The sequence below is a fragment of the Rhizobium sp. LARHSG275 genome (assembly GCF_052871115.1).
Genome location: NZ_JBIXJN010000010.1, coordinates 121,109 through 136,824, shown reverse-complemented (window position 1 = coordinate 136,824; position 15,716 = coordinate 121,109). Strand labels below are relative to the sequence as shown.

Annotated in this window: 19 protein-coding genes; 11 read left to right on the top strand and 8 right to left on the bottom strand. The window is 61.7% G+C overall.

From position 1 onward, the window contains the following. Nucleotides 1-192: 192 nt before the first annotated feature. Together ACIPSK_RS15600 and ACIPSK_RS15595 are read right to left on the bottom strand one after the other, a co-directional pair. Nucleotides 193-804 (bottom strand): PilZ domain-containing protein, encoded by a 612-nt coding sequence (locus ACIPSK_RS15600; protein ID WP_017964411.1) that lies wholly within the window; start codon nt 802-804, stop codon nt 193-195. A 124-nt stretch (nt 805-928) separates the two neighbouring features. After that, nucleotides 929-1,573, bottom strand: a complete 645-nt coding sequence (locus tag ACIPSK_RS15595) for a PAS domain-containing protein (RefSeq protein ID WP_170255840.1) — start codon at nt 1,571-1,573, stop codon at nt 929-931. Between the two features lie 263 nt (nt 1,574-1,836). Here ACIPSK_RS15595 and ACIPSK_RS15590 point away from each other — a divergent pair, with 263 nt between their 5' ends. Both ACIPSK_RS15590 and ACIPSK_RS15585 read left to right on the top strand, forming a co-directional pair. After that, on the top strand, nt 1,837-2,628 hold the full coding sequence (locus ACIPSK_RS15590) for a rhomboid family intramembrane serine protease (protein ID WP_162117111.1): 792 nt from the start codon (nt 1,837-1,839) through the stop codon (nt 2,626-2,628). A gap of 93 nt (nt 2,629-2,721) precedes the next feature. Next, the gene (locus ACIPSK_RS15585) at nt 2,722-3,156 is read left to right on the top strand and encodes a CBS domain-containing protein (RefSeq protein WP_017964408.1); all 435 of its coding nucleotides are present in this window, start codon (nt 2,722-2,724) and stop codon (nt 3,154-3,156) included. 69 nt (nt 3,157-3,225) lie between these two features. On the opposite strand, the gene ACIPSK_RS15580 is transcribed toward ACIPSK_RS15585, so the two are convergent. The 3 genes from ACIPSK_RS15580 to folE all read right to left on the bottom strand — a co-directional run bounded on the left by ACIPSK_RS15580 (nt 3,226) and on the right by folE (nt 5,397). Then, complete coding sequence (locus ACIPSK_RS15580; protein WP_017964407.1) at nt 3,226-4,188, bottom strand: patatin-like phospholipase family protein; 963 nt, start codon at nt 4,186-4,188, stop codon at nt 3,226-3,228. Nucleotides 4,189-4,304: 116 nt separating this feature from the next. Continuing rightward, entirely contained in the window at nt 4,305-4,757 is a 453-nt protein-coding gene (gene hisI, locus ACIPSK_RS15575) for a phosphoribosyl-AMP cyclohydrolase (protein ID WP_017964406.1), read from the bottom strand. Nucleotides 4,758-4,782: 25 nt separating this feature from the next. Next, a complete protein-coding gene (gene folE, locus ACIPSK_RS15570) occupies nt 4,783-5,397 on the bottom strand; it encodes a GTP cyclohydrolase I FolE (protein WP_017960561.1) in 615 nt (204 codons plus the stop codon). 307 nt (nt 5,398-5,704) lie between these two features. On the opposite strand from folE, the gene ACIPSK_RS15565 reads away from it, so the two are divergent. The 5 genes from ACIPSK_RS15565 (at nt 5,705) to thrS (ending at nt 9,619) form a co-directional block, all read left to right on the top strand. Then, nucleotides 5,705-6,151, top strand: a complete 447-nt coding sequence (locus ACIPSK_RS15565; RefSeq protein ID WP_162117112.1) for an iron-sulfur cluster assembly scaffold protein — start codon at nt 5,705-5,707, stop codon at nt 6,149-6,151. A gap of 5 nt (nt 6,152-6,156) precedes the next feature. Continuing rightward, a complete protein-coding gene (gene yidD, locus ACIPSK_RS15560; RefSeq protein ID WP_162117113.1) occupies nt 6,157-6,561 on the top strand; it encodes a membrane protein insertion efficiency factor YidD in 405 nt (134 codons plus the stop codon). 5 nt (nt 6,562-6,566) lie between these two features. After that, nucleotides 6,567-6,986 (top strand): DUF2267 domain-containing protein, encoded by a 420-nt coding sequence (locus ACIPSK_RS15555; protein ID WP_162117114.1) that lies wholly within the window; start codon nt 6,567-6,569, stop codon nt 6,984-6,986. Beyond that, on the top strand, nt 6,983-7,510 hold the full coding sequence (locus tag ACIPSK_RS15550) for a DUF1697 domain-containing protein (RefSeq protein ID WP_017964402.1): 528 nt from the start codon (nt 6,983-6,985) through the stop codon (nt 7,508-7,510). Before ACIPSK_RS15555 ends, ACIPSK_RS15550 begins: the two co-directional genes overlap by 4 nt. 123 nt (nt 7,511-7,633) lie before the next feature. Continuing rightward, nucleotides 7,634-9,619, top strand: a complete 1,986-nt coding sequence (gene thrS, locus ACIPSK_RS15545; protein WP_162117115.1) for a threonine--tRNA ligase — start codon at nt 7,634-7,636, stop codon at nt 9,617-9,619. 160 nt (nt 9,620-9,779) lie between these two features. Here thrS and ACIPSK_RS15540 read toward each other — a convergent pair whose 3' ends face one another. Continuing rightward, nucleotides 9,780-10,880 (bottom strand): hypothetical protein, encoded by a 1,101-nt coding sequence (locus ACIPSK_RS15540; protein WP_162117116.1) that lies wholly within the window; start codon nt 10,878-10,880, stop codon nt 9,780-9,782. 114 nt (nt 10,881-10,994) lie between these two features. Here ACIPSK_RS15540 and ACIPSK_RS15535 point away from each other — a divergent pair, with 114 nt between their 5' ends. The 3 genes from ACIPSK_RS15535 (at nt 10,995) to ACIPSK_RS15525 (ending at nt 13,440) form a co-directional block, all read left to right on the top strand. After that, nucleotides 10,995-11,579 carry a nitroreductase family protein gene (locus ACIPSK_RS15535; RefSeq protein ID WP_162117117.1) on the top strand — a complete coding sequence of 195 codons (585 nt, stop codon included), beginning with the start codon at nt 10,995-10,997 and terminating at the stop codon, nt 11,577-11,579. Continuing rightward, nucleotides 11,579-12,196: a flavin reductase family protein gene (locus tag ACIPSK_RS15530; RefSeq protein ID WP_017964398.1), complete on the top strand. Its 618-nt coding sequence runs from the start codon at nt 11,579-11,581 to the stop codon at nt 12,194-12,196. Before ACIPSK_RS15535 ends, ACIPSK_RS15530 begins: the two co-directional genes overlap by 1 nt. Before the next feature lie 101 nt (nt 12,197-12,297). Next, nucleotides 12,298-13,440, top strand: a complete 1,143-nt coding sequence (locus tag ACIPSK_RS15525) for a DUF2336 domain-containing protein (RefSeq protein WP_162117118.1) — start codon at nt 12,298-12,300, stop codon at nt 13,438-13,440. Here the strand turns inward: ACIPSK_RS15525 and ACIPSK_RS15520 are convergent. Continuing rightward, complete coding sequence (locus ACIPSK_RS15520) at nt 13,437-13,859, bottom strand: hypothetical protein (RefSeq protein ID WP_162117119.1); 423 nt, start codon at nt 13,857-13,859, stop codon at nt 13,437-13,439. The genes ACIPSK_RS15525 and ACIPSK_RS15520 overlap by 4 nt on opposite strands. 128 nt (nt 13,860-13,987) lie before the next feature. Here ACIPSK_RS15520 and ACIPSK_RS15515 point away from each other — a divergent pair, with 128 nt between their 5' ends. Beyond that, nucleotides 13,988-14,446, top strand: coding sequence for a GNAT family N-acetyltransferase (locus tag ACIPSK_RS15515; protein WP_162117120.1), 459 nt, complete (start codon nt 13,988-13,990; stop codon nt 14,444-14,446). Nucleotides 14,447-14,465: 19 nt separating this feature from the next. Here ACIPSK_RS15515 and ACIPSK_RS15510 read toward each other — a convergent pair whose 3' ends face one another. Further along, a complete protein-coding gene (locus ACIPSK_RS15510; protein WP_162117121.1) occupies nt 14,466-15,683 on the bottom strand; it encodes an AI-2E family transporter in 1,218 nt (405 codons plus the stop codon). Between the last annotated feature and the right edge of the window lie 33 nt (nt 15,684-15,716).

Below are 15,716 nucleotides of genomic sequence, written 5' to 3'. Positions count from 1 at the left end.
GACAGGATTTCGCGCCTGCTTTCCAAAGCCAGATTCGTTGCCGCTTGCAAATCTCTTGCCGTGACGTGCAGGCCTTTCAACACGACCTGACCGAGTGTGCGCCGGACCTGGCAATCGCGTTCGATGAACGTCCGTCGAAAATTGCGCCCCGCCGCGGAACCCCCGGAAAGGCAGCGCCATCTTCCGCAGCTTTTAAAGGAATTCGCGCAGCGTCTCGCGGGACTGGATCGACAGGAATTCGATTGCCACACCTTCGACGAAGTGGCGTACGACGCGACCGCGCATGTTGCCGAGCCGCACCGCCGTTCCGATCGAAGGGCGCATTTCGACGTCGACGGCAGCGCCTGACAGTGAAAGATCCATGATCCGGCAGAAATAACGCGTGCCGTCCTCGAGCGTCAGCTCGGTCTTCGTGTCACGTGGGGTCAGGCGGTCGTGGCGCCGATCTTCCGGCAGGCCGAGTTCATGCTTGTTGGCAAGCCAGGTGAGCTGGGCCGCAAGCTTCTCGCGTTTCCGGTCGGTGGCGTTGATCGACATGGTGAAGCCGCGGCCATCGATGGTCTGGACATAACCTTCGACGCGGCCGAGATGGTCGATATAGGCGACGACGCGTTCGTTGGCGCGCGGCCGGCCGGGGCAGGTGACGTACATGTCGCCAGGCGACATGTCGATCACCATGCATTCGAATTCCTCGTAGTTCGCAAGCATCAGCCGGCCCTGCATATTGATGGGCACGCGCTGGAAAACGCCCTGTTCAGGGCGCGGCGCAGGTCGTTGCGTCTGAGCTGGCTGGAACGAGTGCATCAAAGGGCTTCTTCATGAAAATCGCAGAGACCGATCTTTACCTGCAATCCATTAACAGAAGGTTGTTTCGCCCCCTCCCGACATAACGGAAAACGAGTATATCCGGTGTCCTGAAATGGGACCCTCAGCGCGCCTCCACGCTCAGCAGCTGCGAAACCATGCGGCGCATGACCTGGCCGAAATGGATGCTTTTGCCAGCGACGATCTTGTTGATCGGTCGCAGCTCGGCCGGTGCTGCATTGGCGAACTTTCCGGGCAGCAGGCGGCTGCGGTCGAGCGCCAGGAATTCGAGCGGTACGATCTCCAGCCAGCTCGCGGCCGCTGTCGGCGCGATCGCGCCGAGCAGCCGGTCGCAGGCGCCGTCCGGCGAACGCAGCGGCATCATGATAATCTCGAAGGAGGCCTGATGACCGACGGTGCTATAGCCGGTGGCATTGAACAGGGCCGGCATGGCATGGTCCATGACGCCCATCGCGGTGCGTTCGATGTCCGTGTGCTGGCCATTTGCCCAGAGAGACGAAAAACGTTCACTGCGCAGATCACGCCCGAAGAGATCGCAGATGCGGGTGCCGGCCAGCCGGAAACCGATGTCTCCGCCGTCGCGCTTCTCAAGAATGAACAGACTCTGGAGGAGGTGGGGGACGGCGGAGGGTTCGACCTGTGATTTCAGCGGCGCATCGGCAGCGCCGCGGATACGGTTCCAGTAGTCAAAAATTTCGATGGTCGTTTGCACACGCATTTCACACCAACCTGTCTCATTCCGGAGCATTTTCGGGCAGTCATTGCCCGTACAGACTCTACCTTGCGGATTTCATGCCAAATCACGGCGGTTAAGGTTAAGAGATGGTTTCGGTTGAGATGCAGTGCCTGTCGTGACACTGTCCCGCATCGCTTCGACTTTCGAAGTTCAGCACAACCTGCCCGGGCCCAAGGTCTTTCCTTGAGCTCCCGGTCCGCCGCCCGGCACTTCGGGCGGCTTTTTTTTTGACAGGCGCTCCTGTATGGCTGTGGCCTCAACGAGGCAAAACACAGATGAATGAGCAGACGGCCGAGCCGCATAAGGCGCCAGAACCTCCCGAGGTCCAGCCGCCGGCACGGCCACCGCGCGAACCGGTCTTTAACCTTCCACCAGCACTGCTCTTCAGCCTTTGCCTGCTTGGTATCATCTATGCGGTGCAGGAGCTCCTGCTGTCCGACGATGCGCTGAACTGGCTGTTCTTCACCTTCGGCTTCGTTCCCGCCCGTTATGTGATTCCGCTGTCGCAGCAGGGACCGGAGCTGTTCTGGACGCCGGTCACCTATTCGCTGCTGCACGGCAGCGTCCAGCATATCCTCTTCAACGCTTTCTGGCTGATGGCCTTCGGCGCGCCGGTCGTGCGCCGCATCGGGACGCTACGCTTCGTGCTCTTCTGGGTCTTTTCCGCCATTGCATCAGCCGCCCTGCACGCGGTCCTGAACTGGGGGGACGTGTCGCTGCTGATTGGCGCGTCGGGCGTCATCTCCGGGCTGATGGGCGCCGCCTGCCGATTCGCCTTTCCGGCCGAACGACGGCCGATGGCACCGGCGCATCTCAATCCCCGGCTTTCCATCGTCGAGGCGCTGAAGAGCCGCACCGTCATCATCTTCATGCTGCTCTGGCTGGTCGGCAATGCGCTGATCGCCGTCGGCATCCCTCTCGTCGGCGATAGCGACCAGCCGATTGCCTGGGACGCACATATCGGCGGCTTCGTCTTCGGCTTCCTGCTGTTTTCGCTGTTCGATCGGGCGCCGCGCCCGCCTGTGATGGAACCCGCCGGAATGGAGAAGGATATGTTGCAATCCTGAGCCGGGCAGTGCACGATCGACCTATATCCGCGATGGGGGGAGAAACCGCCGCGGATGCCTGTGACAAGTGTTTCACGGACATAGGAGGTTCGAATGACCAGTTCAGTCAAAGCAATCCTCGACCTGAAGGGCAGGGACGTCGTCACCGCCGGGCCGAACACCACCGTCGCCGAGGCGGCCGCCATCCTCAGCAAGAAGAAGATCGGCGCCATCGTCGTCGTCGGCATGGAGAACCGGATTTCAGGCATGTTCACCGAGCGCGATCTCGTGCATGCGATCGCCAAACACGGCAAGGACGGCTTGGACCAGGCGCTGGCCAAGGTCATGACCGCGAAGGTCTACCGCTGCCATGAGGAGACGACCGTCAACGAGCTTATGGAGCTGATGACCAGCCGCCGTTTCCGTCACGTGCCGGTGGAAAGCAACGGCAAGCTTGCCGGCATCATTTCGATTGGCGACGTGGTGAAATCGCGCATCGCCGAAGTCGAGCGTGAGGCGGAGGAAATCAAGGCCTATATCGCCGGCTGAGGTTTTCGCCGGCCATGCTCGACCGATGTCGTTGTCGCAAAACCGCTGCAGGCTTGTGGACGGCCTGCATCAGGGGTGGCTGGCGTAGACTTCCTGCATGCGCTTGATCTCGGGGAGCCTGGCTCTGGCTTCCTCGTAGCCGCGTTCGATCGCCTCGCCAGCCCGGTGAAATTCGGAAAGGCCGATATAGCTGAGACGCGGCTGCAGCGAAATATCAGGCGGGTCGCCGGCAAGGCGGGCGCGGGCAATCCTGTCCTGGATGATGTTGAAGGCCTGCACCATGACGCCGGTCATGCCGAGGCGCGCATAGGGCGCTTCTTCCTGTTTCTGCACTTCCTGGGCCGACAGGCTGGCATTGTGCCGGACGACGGCCGAGCGGCCGTAGAGATCGTAATTGAGATTGACGGCGACGACGAGCGGCTGCTCGTAGGCGCGGCAGACGGAGACGGGGACGGGATTGACCAGTGCGCCGTCGACCAGCGTGCGGTGATTGCTGCGCACCGGCTCGAAAATGCCAGGCAGGGCATAGGAGGCGCGCAGCGCCGTAATCAGCGAACCATTGGCGATCCAGACCTCGTGACCGGTATTGACCTCGGCCGCGACCGCAACGAACGGCCGATCGAGATCCTCGACGTTCAGGCCTTCGAGATGTTCCTGCATGCGCTTGGTCAGCCGCATGCCGCCGAACAGGCCACTGCCGCCGATGGTGAGATCAAGGAGACTTGCGATGCGGCGCATTGTCAGCGAGCGCGCGAAGCTTTCGAGTTCATCGAGTTTGCCGGCGAGATAACAGCCACCGACCAGCGCGCCGATCGAGGTGCCGGCAATCATGCCGATCTCGACCCTTGCCTCGTCGAGTGCGCGCAGCACACCGATATGGGCCCAGCCGCGGGCAGCGCCGCCGCCGAGTGCCAGCGCGATCTTGATTTTCTTTTGAGGCGCCGGAGGTGGGAGCATCTCGAGCGTCGTCGACATATCGGAACCGGAACCCTCGCCTTCAGAGCTTTGACGATGCAGACTCCAGCTCAGCATGGCGCTCTCCCCTCCCAGCAGAACACTTGGTTCCCGATAGTGTGCCCGATCAGTTTCCAAATGGTATATAGAAGCTGTTTCTGGCGCAATAAGGAGCAAATGCCGGGAAATTCTGGCTATTTTCCGTAGACATCCTGCGGATCGAAATGAAGCTCGTCGTCGACGATATCAAGCATCGGCTTTCCGTCTCGAAGCGTGATCGTCCGGTAGAAGCAGGAGCGGCGGCCGGTGTGACAGGTGGCGTCGTGGCCGGCGACCTCGACCTTCAGCCAGATAGCGTCCTGATCGCAATCTGTGCGGATTTCTTTGACCGTCTGGAGATTGCCCGAGGTCTCGCCCTTCTTCCAGAGCTTGCCGCGCGAACGGCTGAAATAATGCGCCGTGCCGGTCTGGATGGTCAGCGCCAGCGCCTGGGCATTCATATGCGCCACCATCAACAGCTCGCCATCGCCGGCGTCGGTGACGATCGCGGTGATCAGGCCACGGTCGTCGAAACGCGGCGTGAAATCGCCGGCGTCTTCCAGCGCCGACTTGTCCTCGGATGGTTGATTGAAGATCAGTTGACTCATCGCGGCCCTCCTGAGGGAGCCGGTATCAGCGGCTCCGCACCATGGTCATGAAACGGGCCTGATCGGCCGGCTCAGTCTTGAACGTTCCCGTAAACGTGGTCGTCAACGTGGTCGAGCCCTGCTTCTGAACGCCGCGCATCGCCATGCACATATGTTCGGCCTCGATCAGCACTGCGACACCGCGCGGATTAAGCGTATCGTCGATTGCCCGGGCGATCTGGGCGGTCATCGTTTCCTGGGTCTGCAACCGACGGCCATAGATCTCGACGACACGGGCAATCTTCGACAGGCCGAGCACACGCCCGTCAGGCATGTAGGCAACGTGGGCCTTGCCGATGATCGGCACCATGTGGTGTTCGCAATGCGAGTAGAACGGAATATCCTTGACGAGGACCATGTCGTCGTAACCGGCGACCTCCTCGAAGGTGCGGCCGAGCACGTCTTCCGCCGCCATGTCGTAACCGGAAAAAAGCTCGCGGTACGATTTGACGACGCGGGCCGGCGTTTCGAGCAGGCCTTCACGCGTCGGGTCGTCGCCGGCCCAGCGCAACAGAACGCGAACGGCTTCCTCCGCCTCCTGCTGGGAGGGGCGATCCGAGTCGCGGTTCGTCTGGGGAAAGTTTTTTACGATTGCGTCCATGAACAATGGTCTCCTGGTCCGCACCGCGGACCCATCTGTCGGAATCGCCACTGGTCATCCCATGCGGGAATTCATGCACCTTTGGCAGGCTCCGGGGCTTTCAGGGCACATTCAGCCCGTCCGGCACGGTTTCCCAATCAAACTTACACGAGGCCATTGCATTTTCATGGCCTTCGAACGACATACATATAGGAAGACGGCCATTATATGTAAGTATCCTCAGACGACACGGTGTGTTTTTTGTTTTGACGACAATAACACCCCCTGCAGAGGCCGATCCGCAGCGATTTTGGAGCGGAAATCCAGTATGGACGACATCTATAACAGCAAAATCCTCGAATTCGCCGGCAATATTCCGTTGACCGGCACGCTTGATGATGCCGATGCGACCGCCCAGGCCTATTCCAAGCTCTGCGGCTCGAAGGTGCATATCTGGCTGAAGATGGACGGGGATACCGTGACCGGCTTTGCCCATGAGGTGAAGGCCTGCGCGCTCGGACAGGCCTCGTCCTCGATCATGGCCCGCCATGTCGTCGGCGCCACATCGGGCGAATTGCGCCAGGCGCGCCAAGACATGCTTGCCATGTTGAAGGCGGACGGGGCGGGGCCTCAGGGACGGTTCGAAGACATGCGCTATCTGCTGCCGGTGCGGGACTACAGGGCCCGCCATGCCTCGACGATGCTGACCTTCGATGCCGTCGTCGACGCGATCGGGCAGATTGAGGCGAAACGGGCAGAAGTTGTCGAGGCATAACCGAGATGTGCGAGTTCTGCGCCCCGCAGGCTGACGATGAGGATGACGGCGGCGCCGCCGGACGCAAAAAGCCGCGTGAAAAGGCCGCACGCACCTCCCGCAACTATGCCGGTCCGTTCCGCAAGACCCCCGACCGTCTGCTCGGCATGGGGCTCATCCGCCTCTACCAGCTGACGCTGTCCGGCTTCATCGGCAATTCCTGCCGCCATATCCCGACCTGCTCCGAATATGGCTACGAGTCGATCGCCCGCCACGGCCTTTGGGCCGGCGGCTGGATGACGCTGTTTCGCGTCGGCCGCTGCGGCCCGGGTGGCACCAGCGGCCTCGATCAGGTGCCGGAGATGCTCGGCGACAGCTTCCGCTGGTGGACGCCGTGGCGTTATCTCGCCCTCGGACGCAAGAGAGGCTGACCGCCATGACGATGCCCGGCCGATACAGGCGTGCATCGGAAGACTTTGACGCTTATCTCGAGGATATCAGAGCCGATACGCTGATCGACAGCCGCAATGTGGTCTACACCATGACCCAAGGGGTCTTTCAGACGTTCCGCTGCCGCCTCGATGTGGCAGACGCGCTCCGGTTCGCCGATGTGCTGCCGCCGGTGCTGCGTGCGATCTTCGTCGCCGACTGGAATCCCGACGAGGCCAAACGGCCCTTCGAGGATCGCGACGCGATGACGCGGGAGGTGCAGGCACTGCGCGGTGACCATAACTTTTCCCCCGACACAGTCATCCGAGACGTGGCGATGGCTGTGCGAAAACATGTCGACGCCGCCGCATTCGACAGAGTGCTGAAGACCTTGCCCGACGGCGCAGAGGAGTTCTGGCAGCCATGAGCACCTTCATCGCCCTTCTGCACAGCATTGTCCTGGCGCCCGACCGCCGCGTCGTCATGCAGGATTTGCGCGCACTTGCCGAAGAGCTCGGTTATCGCGAGCCGCGCACGCTGGTTTCCACAGGCAATCTCGTCTTCGAGGCCGACGAGATGCGGCCGCACGAACTCGAAGTAGCCCTCGAGGAGGGGTTTGAAGAAAAGTTCGGCAAACATGTCGATATCATCGTGCGCAGCGACTGCACCTGGATGGCGCTTTGCAGCACCAATCCCTTCAAGGACGGCAATGGTGACCAGGTCATCGTCCGGGTGATGCGCCTGCCGGTCGACCCGAAGAAGGTGGAGGCGCTGAAACCGCTGATGACGGAGGGACAGCGCATCGCCGTCGTCGGCGGCGATCTCTGGATCGATTTCGCAGGCAAGCCGAGCCAGTCCAAGCTGCTTTCGGCGCTGACCACCAAGCGGCTCGGCGTCGGTACGATGCGCAACTGGAACACCGTGCGCGGGCTGACTGAAATGATCATGTAGCCGGGCTTCGTCTTTACTCAGACAGCAAATCTGGCTATCAGGCGGCGGCGCATTCAGCTCCGCGGAGGCGCTTTCATGTCAACCACCCGCATTCGTTGGCGGGACTGGACAAGGAGAATTTCGATGTCCCAAGCTATTTCCCTGACATTTCCCGATGGTTCCGTGCGCGGCTACGATGCCGGCGCAACCGGCCGGGATGTCGCCGAATCTATTTCCAAGTCGCTCGCCAAGAAGGCAGTGGCCGTTGCGATCGACGGCACCGTGCGCGACCTTTCCGATCCCGTGACGACGGGCAGAATCGAGATCATCACCCGCAATGACGACCGCGCGCTGGAACTCATCCGCCACGACGCGGCGCATGTCATGGCGGAAGCCGTTCAGGAGCTGTGGCCCGGCACCCAGGTGACGATCGGCCCGGTCATCGAAAACGGTTTTTATTACGACTTCGCCAAGAACGAGCCCTTCACTCTCGACGATCTGCCGAAGATCGAAAAGAAGATGAAGGAGATCATCGCCCGCAACGCCGCCTTCACCAAGCAGGTCTGGTCGCGCGAGAAGGCAAAACAGGTCTTCGCCGAAAAGGGGGAGCAGTACAAGGTCGAACTCGTCGACGCGATCCCGGAAGGGCAGGATCTCAAGATCTATTACCAGGGCGACTGGTTCGATCTTTGCCGCGGCCCGCACATGGCCTCGACCGGCCAGATCGGCAACGCCTTCAAGCTCTTGAAGGTGGCCGGCGCCTACTGGCGCGGCGACAGCAACAATCCGATGCTGAGCCGCATCTACGGCACGGCCTTCGCCGAACAGTCGGAGCTCGACAACTATCTGCATATGCTTGCCGAAGCCGAAAAGCGCGATCACCGCCGCCTCGGCCGCGAGATGGATCTCTTCCATTTCCAGGAAGAGGGGCCGGGCGTCGTGTTCTGGCACGGCAAGGGCTGGCGTGTATTCCAGACGCTGGTCGCCTATATGCGCCGCCGGCTTGCCGGTGATTATCAGGAAGTCAACGCGCCGCAGGTGCTCGACAAGTCGTTGTGGGAGACCTCCGGTCACTGGGGCTGGTACCGCGACAACATGTTCAAGGTGACGGTCGCCGGCGACGACACCGACGACGACCGCGTCTTCGCACTGAAGCCGATGAACTGCCCCGGCCATATCCAGATCTTCAAGCACGGGCTGAAATCCTACCGAGAACTGCCGATCCGGCTTGCCGAATTCGGCAATGTCCACCGTTACGAACCGTCGGGCGCGCTGCACGGCCTGATGCGCGTGCGCGGCTTCACGCAGGATGACGCGCACATCTTCTGCACCGATGAGCAGATGGCCGCCGAATGCCTGAAGATCAACGATCTCATTCTTTCGGTCTACAAGGATTTCGGCTTCGACGAAGTCACCATCAAGCTCTCGACAAGGCCGGACAAACGCGTCGGTTCGGACGAGCTCTGGGACCGTGCCGAAGACGTGATGATGGGCGTGCTGGAGACGATCCAGCAGCAGTCCAACAACATCAAGACCGGAATCCTGCCGGGCGAGGGCGCCTTCTACGGGCCGAAGTTCGAATATACGCTGAAGGATGCGATCGGCCGTGAATGGCAGTGCGGCACGACGCAGGTCGACTTCAACCTGCCGGAACGTTTTGGCGCCTTCTACATCGACAGCAACTCGGAAAAAACGCAGCCGGTGATGATCCACCGCGCCATCTGCGGCTCGATGGAACGCTTCCTCGGCATCCTGATCGAGAACTTCGCCGGCCACATGCCGCTCTGGGTATCACCGCTTCAGGTGGTGGTCGCAACGATCACCTCGGAAGCCGATGCCTACGGGCTTGAAGTGGCCGAGGCGCTGCGCGAGGCCGGTCTCAACGTCGAGACCGACTTCCGTAACGAGAAGATCAACTACAAGGTTCGCGAGCATTCGGTCACCAAGGTTCCTGTCATCATCGTCTGCGGCAGGAAGGAAGCCGAGGAGCACACGGTCAACATCCGCCGCCTCGGCAGCCAGGAACAGGTTTCGATGGAGCTTGACGCTGCCGTCGAGAGCCTTGCCCTTGAAGCGACACCGCCCGACATTCGTCGCAAGGCCGAAGCAAAAAAAGCCAAGGCGGCATGAAATAACCGGGATCTGACAGCGCCGAGCGTGGCGCTGTCAGAAATCCGATATGTAACCGCAATATAGCCGCCGTGAACGTACGACGCCGTCTTCTCGATGGCGTCGCCGTGCTGCGTTGTCATGAGATGCCACCGATCAAACGAAACCAGTAAAGTTAAAATCAATCGAGGCTGGTGTCGTCACCGCCCTGCTGCGGCACTAGCTGTTCGTAGGAGGGCAGCGGCGCCACCGGGGCCGGCTGGACGCCTGGCGGGGGCGGCGTGCCGACCGGCACTTGTTGCACCGTGCGGGCAGCATCCACCGGTGGCTGCGGCTGCTGGTCCTTCATCAGAACCTCGACATCGGTGTTCCTGCCGGCAACGACGGTGAAATCGCGCTGGTAGATCTTGTCCTTGTTGCGGGCGACGGCGGAATATCCGCCTTCGGCGAGGACCATGGTCGGGAAGGCACTGACGCTTTCGCCGACGCTGTCGCCGGCCGCGGTCAGAATCGACCATGCCGTATCGGCGATCGCCTCGCCGCCGGCATCGGAGACCAGTTTGAAGGTGATCTGCGCGGCGCGATGCTGAATCGTCGCCTCGGTCAGCTTGCCGGCCTCGACCTGGATGTCGGCGCGGATCACGGCGTTGACGCTGCCATATTCGGAAACGATGTGATAGGTGCCGGCATTGAGGCGGACGATGGTATTCGGCGAGACATCGGCCATGACGAGGCCGCGCTCGCCATCGTCGCGCACTTCCGAAGAATAGATCGAGAAACTCAACTGGTCGGGGCGGATGCGGGCGTCGGTGCCGGAGACGGCATTGAGCAGCAGGCCGCCGGCATCGAGCACCATCACCTGCTTGTCGACCTCGCCTTCAGCGGGCACGGTCAATTTCTTGGTGACGCCGGCGCGGCCGAAAGAGACGTTGACGAAATAATCACCGGGGGCGAGCTGGAAGGCGGCAGGTCCGCCCTTGGCGCTGGCGATCAGCGGCAGCTTGCCGTCGGCTCCGGCGATCGGGCTGAAGACGTACCAGGAGAGGCCTTCCTCAACCGGCGCGCCGTCCGCCGTCAGCTTGGCCTCCATCGGGACATCGTGCAGCTTGACCCCTTCGGGCACCGTGCCGGGCGCGATGAAGGCATCGAGCTTCGGCATCTTCGGCGTCGATTCAAGCTGTTTGAATCCCTTGAAGGCATCTTGAGCGCCGGCGCCGAGGGGCATCAATACCATCAGGGCAATGGCAAGGCCGATGCGTGCAAAAGGCAAAATGCCAAACATCTGTTTCGTGAACCGATTGACTTCTGAAATCGCAAAGGCCACTTCAAGACCAACGCGGTGGCAAATTCAAGACCCACCCTTTGCAGCAGCATAAATAATGAGAGCCTCTCCCGCATGAAATCCGATATCAAGCTGATCGACTACCTCGCCGTGCGCCGCTCTATCCCCGCTTTCCAGATGTGCGAACCAGGCCCCGAGAAGGCCGAGATCGAGGAAATCCTGCGTCTTGCCTCGCGTGTTCCCGATCATGGGAAGATCGCGCCCTGGCGCTTCATCGTCTATCGCGGAGAGCAGCGCGCCCGTCTCGGCGAGGAGCTTCTGACGCTGGCACTTCAGACAAAACCCGACCTTTCCGAAGAGATGATCCAGGTCGAGCGCAGCCGTTTCACCCGCGCGCCCGTGGTCGTCGCCGTCGTCAGCAAGGCAGGACCGCATATCAAGATCCCGGAATGGGAGCAGTTGATGTCGGCAGGCGCGCTTTGCTTCAATGTCATTCTCGCCGCCAACGCCAACGGTTATGTCGCCAACTGGCTGACGGAGTGGTTCGCCTATGACAAGCGCGCCTATCCGCTGCTTGGCGTCCGGCCTGATGAAAGGGTGGCGGGCTTCATCCATATCGGCTCGACGACATTTCCGGCAATCGAGCGGCCTCGGCCGGAGCTTGGCGACACCGTGACCTGGGTCGGCGGAGACGATTGATGTTCTATACCACCGATAGCAACCGGCATGGGCTTGCGCATGATCCTTTCAAGGCGATCGTGTCGCCGCGCCCGATCGGCTGGATCGGTAGCAAGGGCAGGGACGGCTCAATCAATCTCGCGCCTTATTCTTTTTTCAATGCCGTTGCCGATCGGCCGAAGCTGGTGATGTTTTCTTCCGCCGGACGCAAGCACAGCCAGCGCAATGCGGCCGAGACCGGCGTCTTCACCTGCAATTTCGTCAGCCGCGATCTCGCCGAGAAGATGAACCTTTCCTCGGCGGCGCTGGCCTACGGCGACAGCGAATTCGATTTCGCCGGGCTGACGCCGAAGCAGGCCGAACTGATCGACGCGCCCTATGTCGGCGAGGCTTTCGCGGTGCTCGAATGCAAGGTGACCGAAATCGTCGAGCCGAAGACGCTGTCGGGCGCGCCGTCCGAAAACGTCCTGGTCTTCGGCGAAGTGATCGGCATCCGCATCGACGAAGCGATCGTCAGGAACGGCCGCCTCGACATGTCGATTGCCCGGCCTCTCGCCCGCATGGGCTATATGGATTACAGCGATGGCAGCGATGTTTTCGAGATGGTCCGGCCGCAACTTCCACCAATTGAAGGCTAATCGCAAGGCATACAAAGGCTTAAGAAATATGGTGAACCAATCTTAAACCTTTTGCCGCTACGGTCGCAGCATTGAAAAGAGCGCGAAAGAATCGCGTTGAAGTGCTGGGGCGTCGCGTGATCGTAGAAGCTTTTCTTCGTTGGGTCGAAACGGCCAAGACAGGCGACCGGGCCCGGGCCGCAAGCGCTCTCGGGCGAGCCTATCTGCAGTCCGAAATGTCCGGCGACGAACGGGCGGCGGCCGAGATGGCGATGACCTTTCTTCTCGACGATCCGTCGCCGCGCGTGCGGCTTGCACTTGCCGAGGCGATCGCCTGGTCGCCCGATGCGCCGCGCAGCCTGGTCCTTTCGCTTGCCGAGGACCAGCCCGAGGTCGCCTGCCACGCCGTGACCTGTTCGCCGCTTTTGAGCGATGCCGATCTGGTCGACCTTGCCGCGCGCGGCAACGGCGCCACCCGCATGCTGATCGCGGCGAGGGCGCATGTGACTCGGCCGGTTTCCGCCGCCCTTGCGGAGGTCGGCGACGAAGAAGAACTGCTCTGCCTGCTGGAGAATGACGGCGCGGTAATCTCCAGCCTGTCGCTGAAACGCGTCGCCGAACGGCTCGGCGACTGCTGCGATATCCGCAACCTGCTTCTCGACCGCAGCGACCTTCCGGCCGATGCCCGCCAGTTGCTGACCGAGCATGTCAGCAATGCGCTGGTTGGCCTGCCGCTGGCACAGGCGGCGATCGGCCTGCAGCGGCTCCAGCGCATCAGCCGCGAGGCAACCGAGGCTGCCATCGTTTCGATCGCCGGCGACATTGCCCCACGCGAAATACCCGACCTCGTCCAGCACCTGCGCCTTAACGGCCGACTGACGCCGTCCTTCCTGATGCATGCGCTCTGCGCCGGCAAGGTGGATTTCTTCGCCGGCGCGATCGTCGATCTCACGGGCTGCAGCGAGCGCCGCGTGCGTTCGATCCTGGCAACCGGGCGCATGCATGCCGTGCGTGCGCTTTATGAGTCCGCCGGCCTGCCCAGGGATATCAGCGTCGTCTTCGTCGAGGCGACGATGCTGTGGCGCGACGCCGCCAGAAAAGCGCCGGCGAGCGTGCTCGGTAATGTATGCGGCCGTCTTCTCGAAAAATTCCGCCATCACGACGGGCATGGCGCGATCGGCGAACTGCTCGATATAGTGGAAAAGCTTAGCGTCACCGAGCAGCGACAATCGGCCCGCGTCTATGCGGCGCTTGCGGCGGCCTAATCAGCTAGCCGCGTCACCACCCAGGAATAGCTGGCGGAGACGAAATGCACCGGCTTGGTGAGTGTGTCCTTGACGCTTCTGCCCGAGGGCAGGTGGGCGCGGACCTGCCCGGCGATGCCTTCAGCAAAACCGGCGATCCTTCTTGCGGGTTCCTCGGGCGCTTCGACAGCAACCTCGGGCGCAGCGGCAGGCACGGGCGCCGGCTTCGGCGGCTCGGCGGCGGCGATCGCTTTCGGCGCCTCGCAGACTGCGATCACCGAGGGATAATTGACATTAACATAGGTCTTCAGCCGTCGTTCGGCCTCGGCATCGCAGGCGGAAACGGTTTCCCAGCGTTTATCGACCGTCGCGACATAATTGCACTGGCTGATGGAATCGTCGCAGCCGAGAATGGTCATCGCGATCAGCACCGCTTGCATATTCTGCTTCCTTGATTATTGAGCACTTCATCGTCTTAGAGGGCGCAATTCCAACCGAATGAAGGCAAGAGCATTAACTCTTCGTCATATCGGGGAAATTGTGCCCAGCGCCAGCAGAGGGAGCCAGCATGTCCGTCACCATTGCCCTGGAGCCGCCGCGCCAAGAGGGCGTCATCCGGCTTCTCGATCTTTCCGATGCCCATGCGCAATCGCTCTATCCGGCAGAAAGCAACCATCTGGTCGACCTCTCCGTGCTGGAGAAACCTTCGGTGAGCTTCCTCGTTGCGCGCAGCGGCGATGCGATCGTCGGCTGCTGCGCGCTGGTCGAGGCCGGCGATGGCACGGCGGAAATCAAGCGCATGTTCGTCGATCCCGAGGCGAGGGGGCTGAGGATCGCCAGCGGCCTGATGAATGCGCTCGAAGCAATCGCCGGGGAAAAGGGGCTGACGGCGATTCGGCTCGAAACCGGCATCTACCAGCCGGAGGCAATCGCGCTCTACCGCAAATACGGATATCGGGAAATCGAGCCTTTCGGCAGCTATCTGCCGGATCCGCTCAGCCTGTTTTTGGAAAAGCGGCTGGGGTAACCCACCTGCGAAGCGATGTTCAGCCTTCGGCGACGCGCGGCATGGCCTTCGGAGAACCGGGGACTGGCGGCGGGGCCCGATCGTCGATAATGATCTGCGGTCCGCTTTCGCTCTTGTCGGCATTGCGGGCTTCGTGGATCCATTCGCGCCAGATGGCGACGATCAGCGCCATCAGCACCGGACCGATGAAGATGCCGAGAAAACCCATCGTCTTGACGCCACCGACGAGGCCGAAGAAGGTCGGCAGGAAGGGCAGCTTGATCGGACCGCCGACGAGTTTCGGCCGCAGGGTCTTGTCGACAATGAAGAGCTCGACCGTGCCCCAGACGAAGAGACCGATGCCGGCGACATGCGAGCCGCTCGCCAACAGATAGATGGAGACCAGCGAGAAGGAGAGTGGCGCACCGCCCGGTATCAGCGCCATCACGCCGGTCAGCACACCGAGCGTCACCGGCGAGGGCACGCCGGCAATCCAGTAGGCAAGGCCGAGCACGATGCCTTCGCCGATCGCGATCAGCGTCATGCCCATGACGGTGGAACTGATCGTCGCCGGCACGACGCGGGAAATGCGCTCCCAGCGGTTCGGCAGGATGCGCTCGCCGAGCATATCGATCTGCTTGGAGAAGGAGAAACCGTCGCGATAGACGAAGAACAACGCGATCAGCATGAAGAGCAGCGTCAGCAGCAGGTGGAAGGCGCCGCCGCCCGCCGCCAGCACGGCGCGGTAGATGTTGCCGATATTGGCGCCGCTGACCGCCTGAATGACTTCGCCGAGGGCGCCGGGACTGCCGATATATTTCGTCCAGACCTCATCGAGATAGGCGCCGGCCCAAGGCAATGCGACGATCCAGTCGGGCGTCGGGGCGCCGGCGCGGTTGGCGTGGATTGCCCAGGTGACCCAGGTGCGTACTTCGCCCGTCGTATAGGTCACAGCAAGCCCGATCGGGATGACCAGGAAAGTGATGATCATGATGATGGCGATGGTCGCGGCGATCGTCGTATTACCGCCGACGCGGGCAAGAAGCTTGCGGTAGAGTGGCCAGCTGGCGAAGCCGATGACGAGGGCTGCGAGCACCGGCACGAGGAAGCCGTAGAAGAAATAGACGCCGGCAGCGACGACCAGGACCAGCAGCCAGCGCGCCGCCGAAATGGAGGGAATCAGCGGCGTGCGCGTCTGCGCCGACGATCCGAGCCATCGCGGTTCATGATTGCTTTTCTGACGGTCAAACACACCCACGCGCGCCTCTTCTTTTTCTTGTACTTTGGTTAT

Coding starts and splice junctions, on each gene's coding strand:
- ACIPSK_RS15540 (WP_162117116.1), bottom strand. CDS start 10,880: ATGTTTGGCATTTTGCCTTTTGCACGCATCGGCCTTGCCATTGCCCTG.
- folE (WP_017960561.1), bottom strand. CDS start 5,397: ATGGACGCAATCGTAAAAAACTTTCCCCAGACGAACCGCGACTCGGAT.
- ACIPSK_RS15565 (WP_162117112.1), top strand. CDS start 5,705: ATGGACGACATCTATAACAGCAAAATCCTCGAATTCGCCGGCAATATT.
- ACIPSK_RS15550 (WP_017964402.1), top strand. CDS start 6,983: ATGAGCACCTTCATCGCCCTTCTGCACAGCATTGTCCTGGCGCCCGAC.
- ACIPSK_RS15580 (WP_017964407.1), bottom strand. CDS start 4,188: ATGCTGAGCTGGAGTCTGCATCGTCAAAGCTCTGAAGGCGAGGGTTCC.
- ACIPSK_RS15520 (WP_162117119.1), bottom strand. CDS start 13,859: ATGCAAGCGGTGCTGATCGCGATGACCATTCTCGGCTGCGACGATTCC.
- ACIPSK_RS15585 (WP_017964408.1), top strand. CDS start 2,722: ATGACCAGTTCAGTCAAAGCAATCCTCGACCTGAAGGGCAGGGACGTC.
- yidD (WP_162117113.1), top strand. CDS start 6,157: ATGTGCGAGTTCTGCGCCCCGCAGGCTGACGATGAGGATGACGGCGGC.
- ACIPSK_RS15535 (WP_162117117.1), top strand. CDS start 10,995: ATGAAATCCGATATCAAGCTGATCGACTACCTCGCCGTGCGCCGCTCT.
- thrS (WP_162117115.1), top strand. CDS start 7,634: ATGTCCCAAGCTATTTCCCTGACATTTCCCGATGGTTCCGTGCGCGGC.
- ACIPSK_RS15590 (WP_162117111.1), top strand. CDS start 1,837: ATGAATGAGCAGACGGCCGAGCCGCATAAGGCGCCAGAACCTCCCGAG.
- ACIPSK_RS15555 (WP_162117114.1), top strand. CDS start 6,567: ATGACGATGCCCGGCCGATACAGGCGTGCATCGGAAGACTTTGACGCT.
- hisI (WP_017964406.1), bottom strand. CDS start 4,757: ATGAGTCAACTGATCTTCAATCAACCATCCGAGGACAAGTCGGCGCTG.
- ACIPSK_RS15600 (WP_017964411.1), bottom strand. CDS start 804: ATGCACTCGTTCCAGCCAGCTCAGACGCAACGACCTGCGCCGCGCCCT.
- ACIPSK_RS15530 (WP_017964398.1), top strand. CDS start 11,579: ATGTTCTATACCACCGATAGCAACCGGCATGGGCTTGCGCATGATCCT.
- ACIPSK_RS15515 (WP_162117120.1), top strand. CDS start 13,988: ATGTCCGTCACCATTGCCCTGGAGCCGCCGCGCCAAGAGGGCGTCATC.
- ACIPSK_RS15595 (WP_170255840.1), bottom strand. CDS start 1,573: ATGCTCCGGAATGAGACAGGTTGGTGTGAAATGCGTGTGCAAACGACC.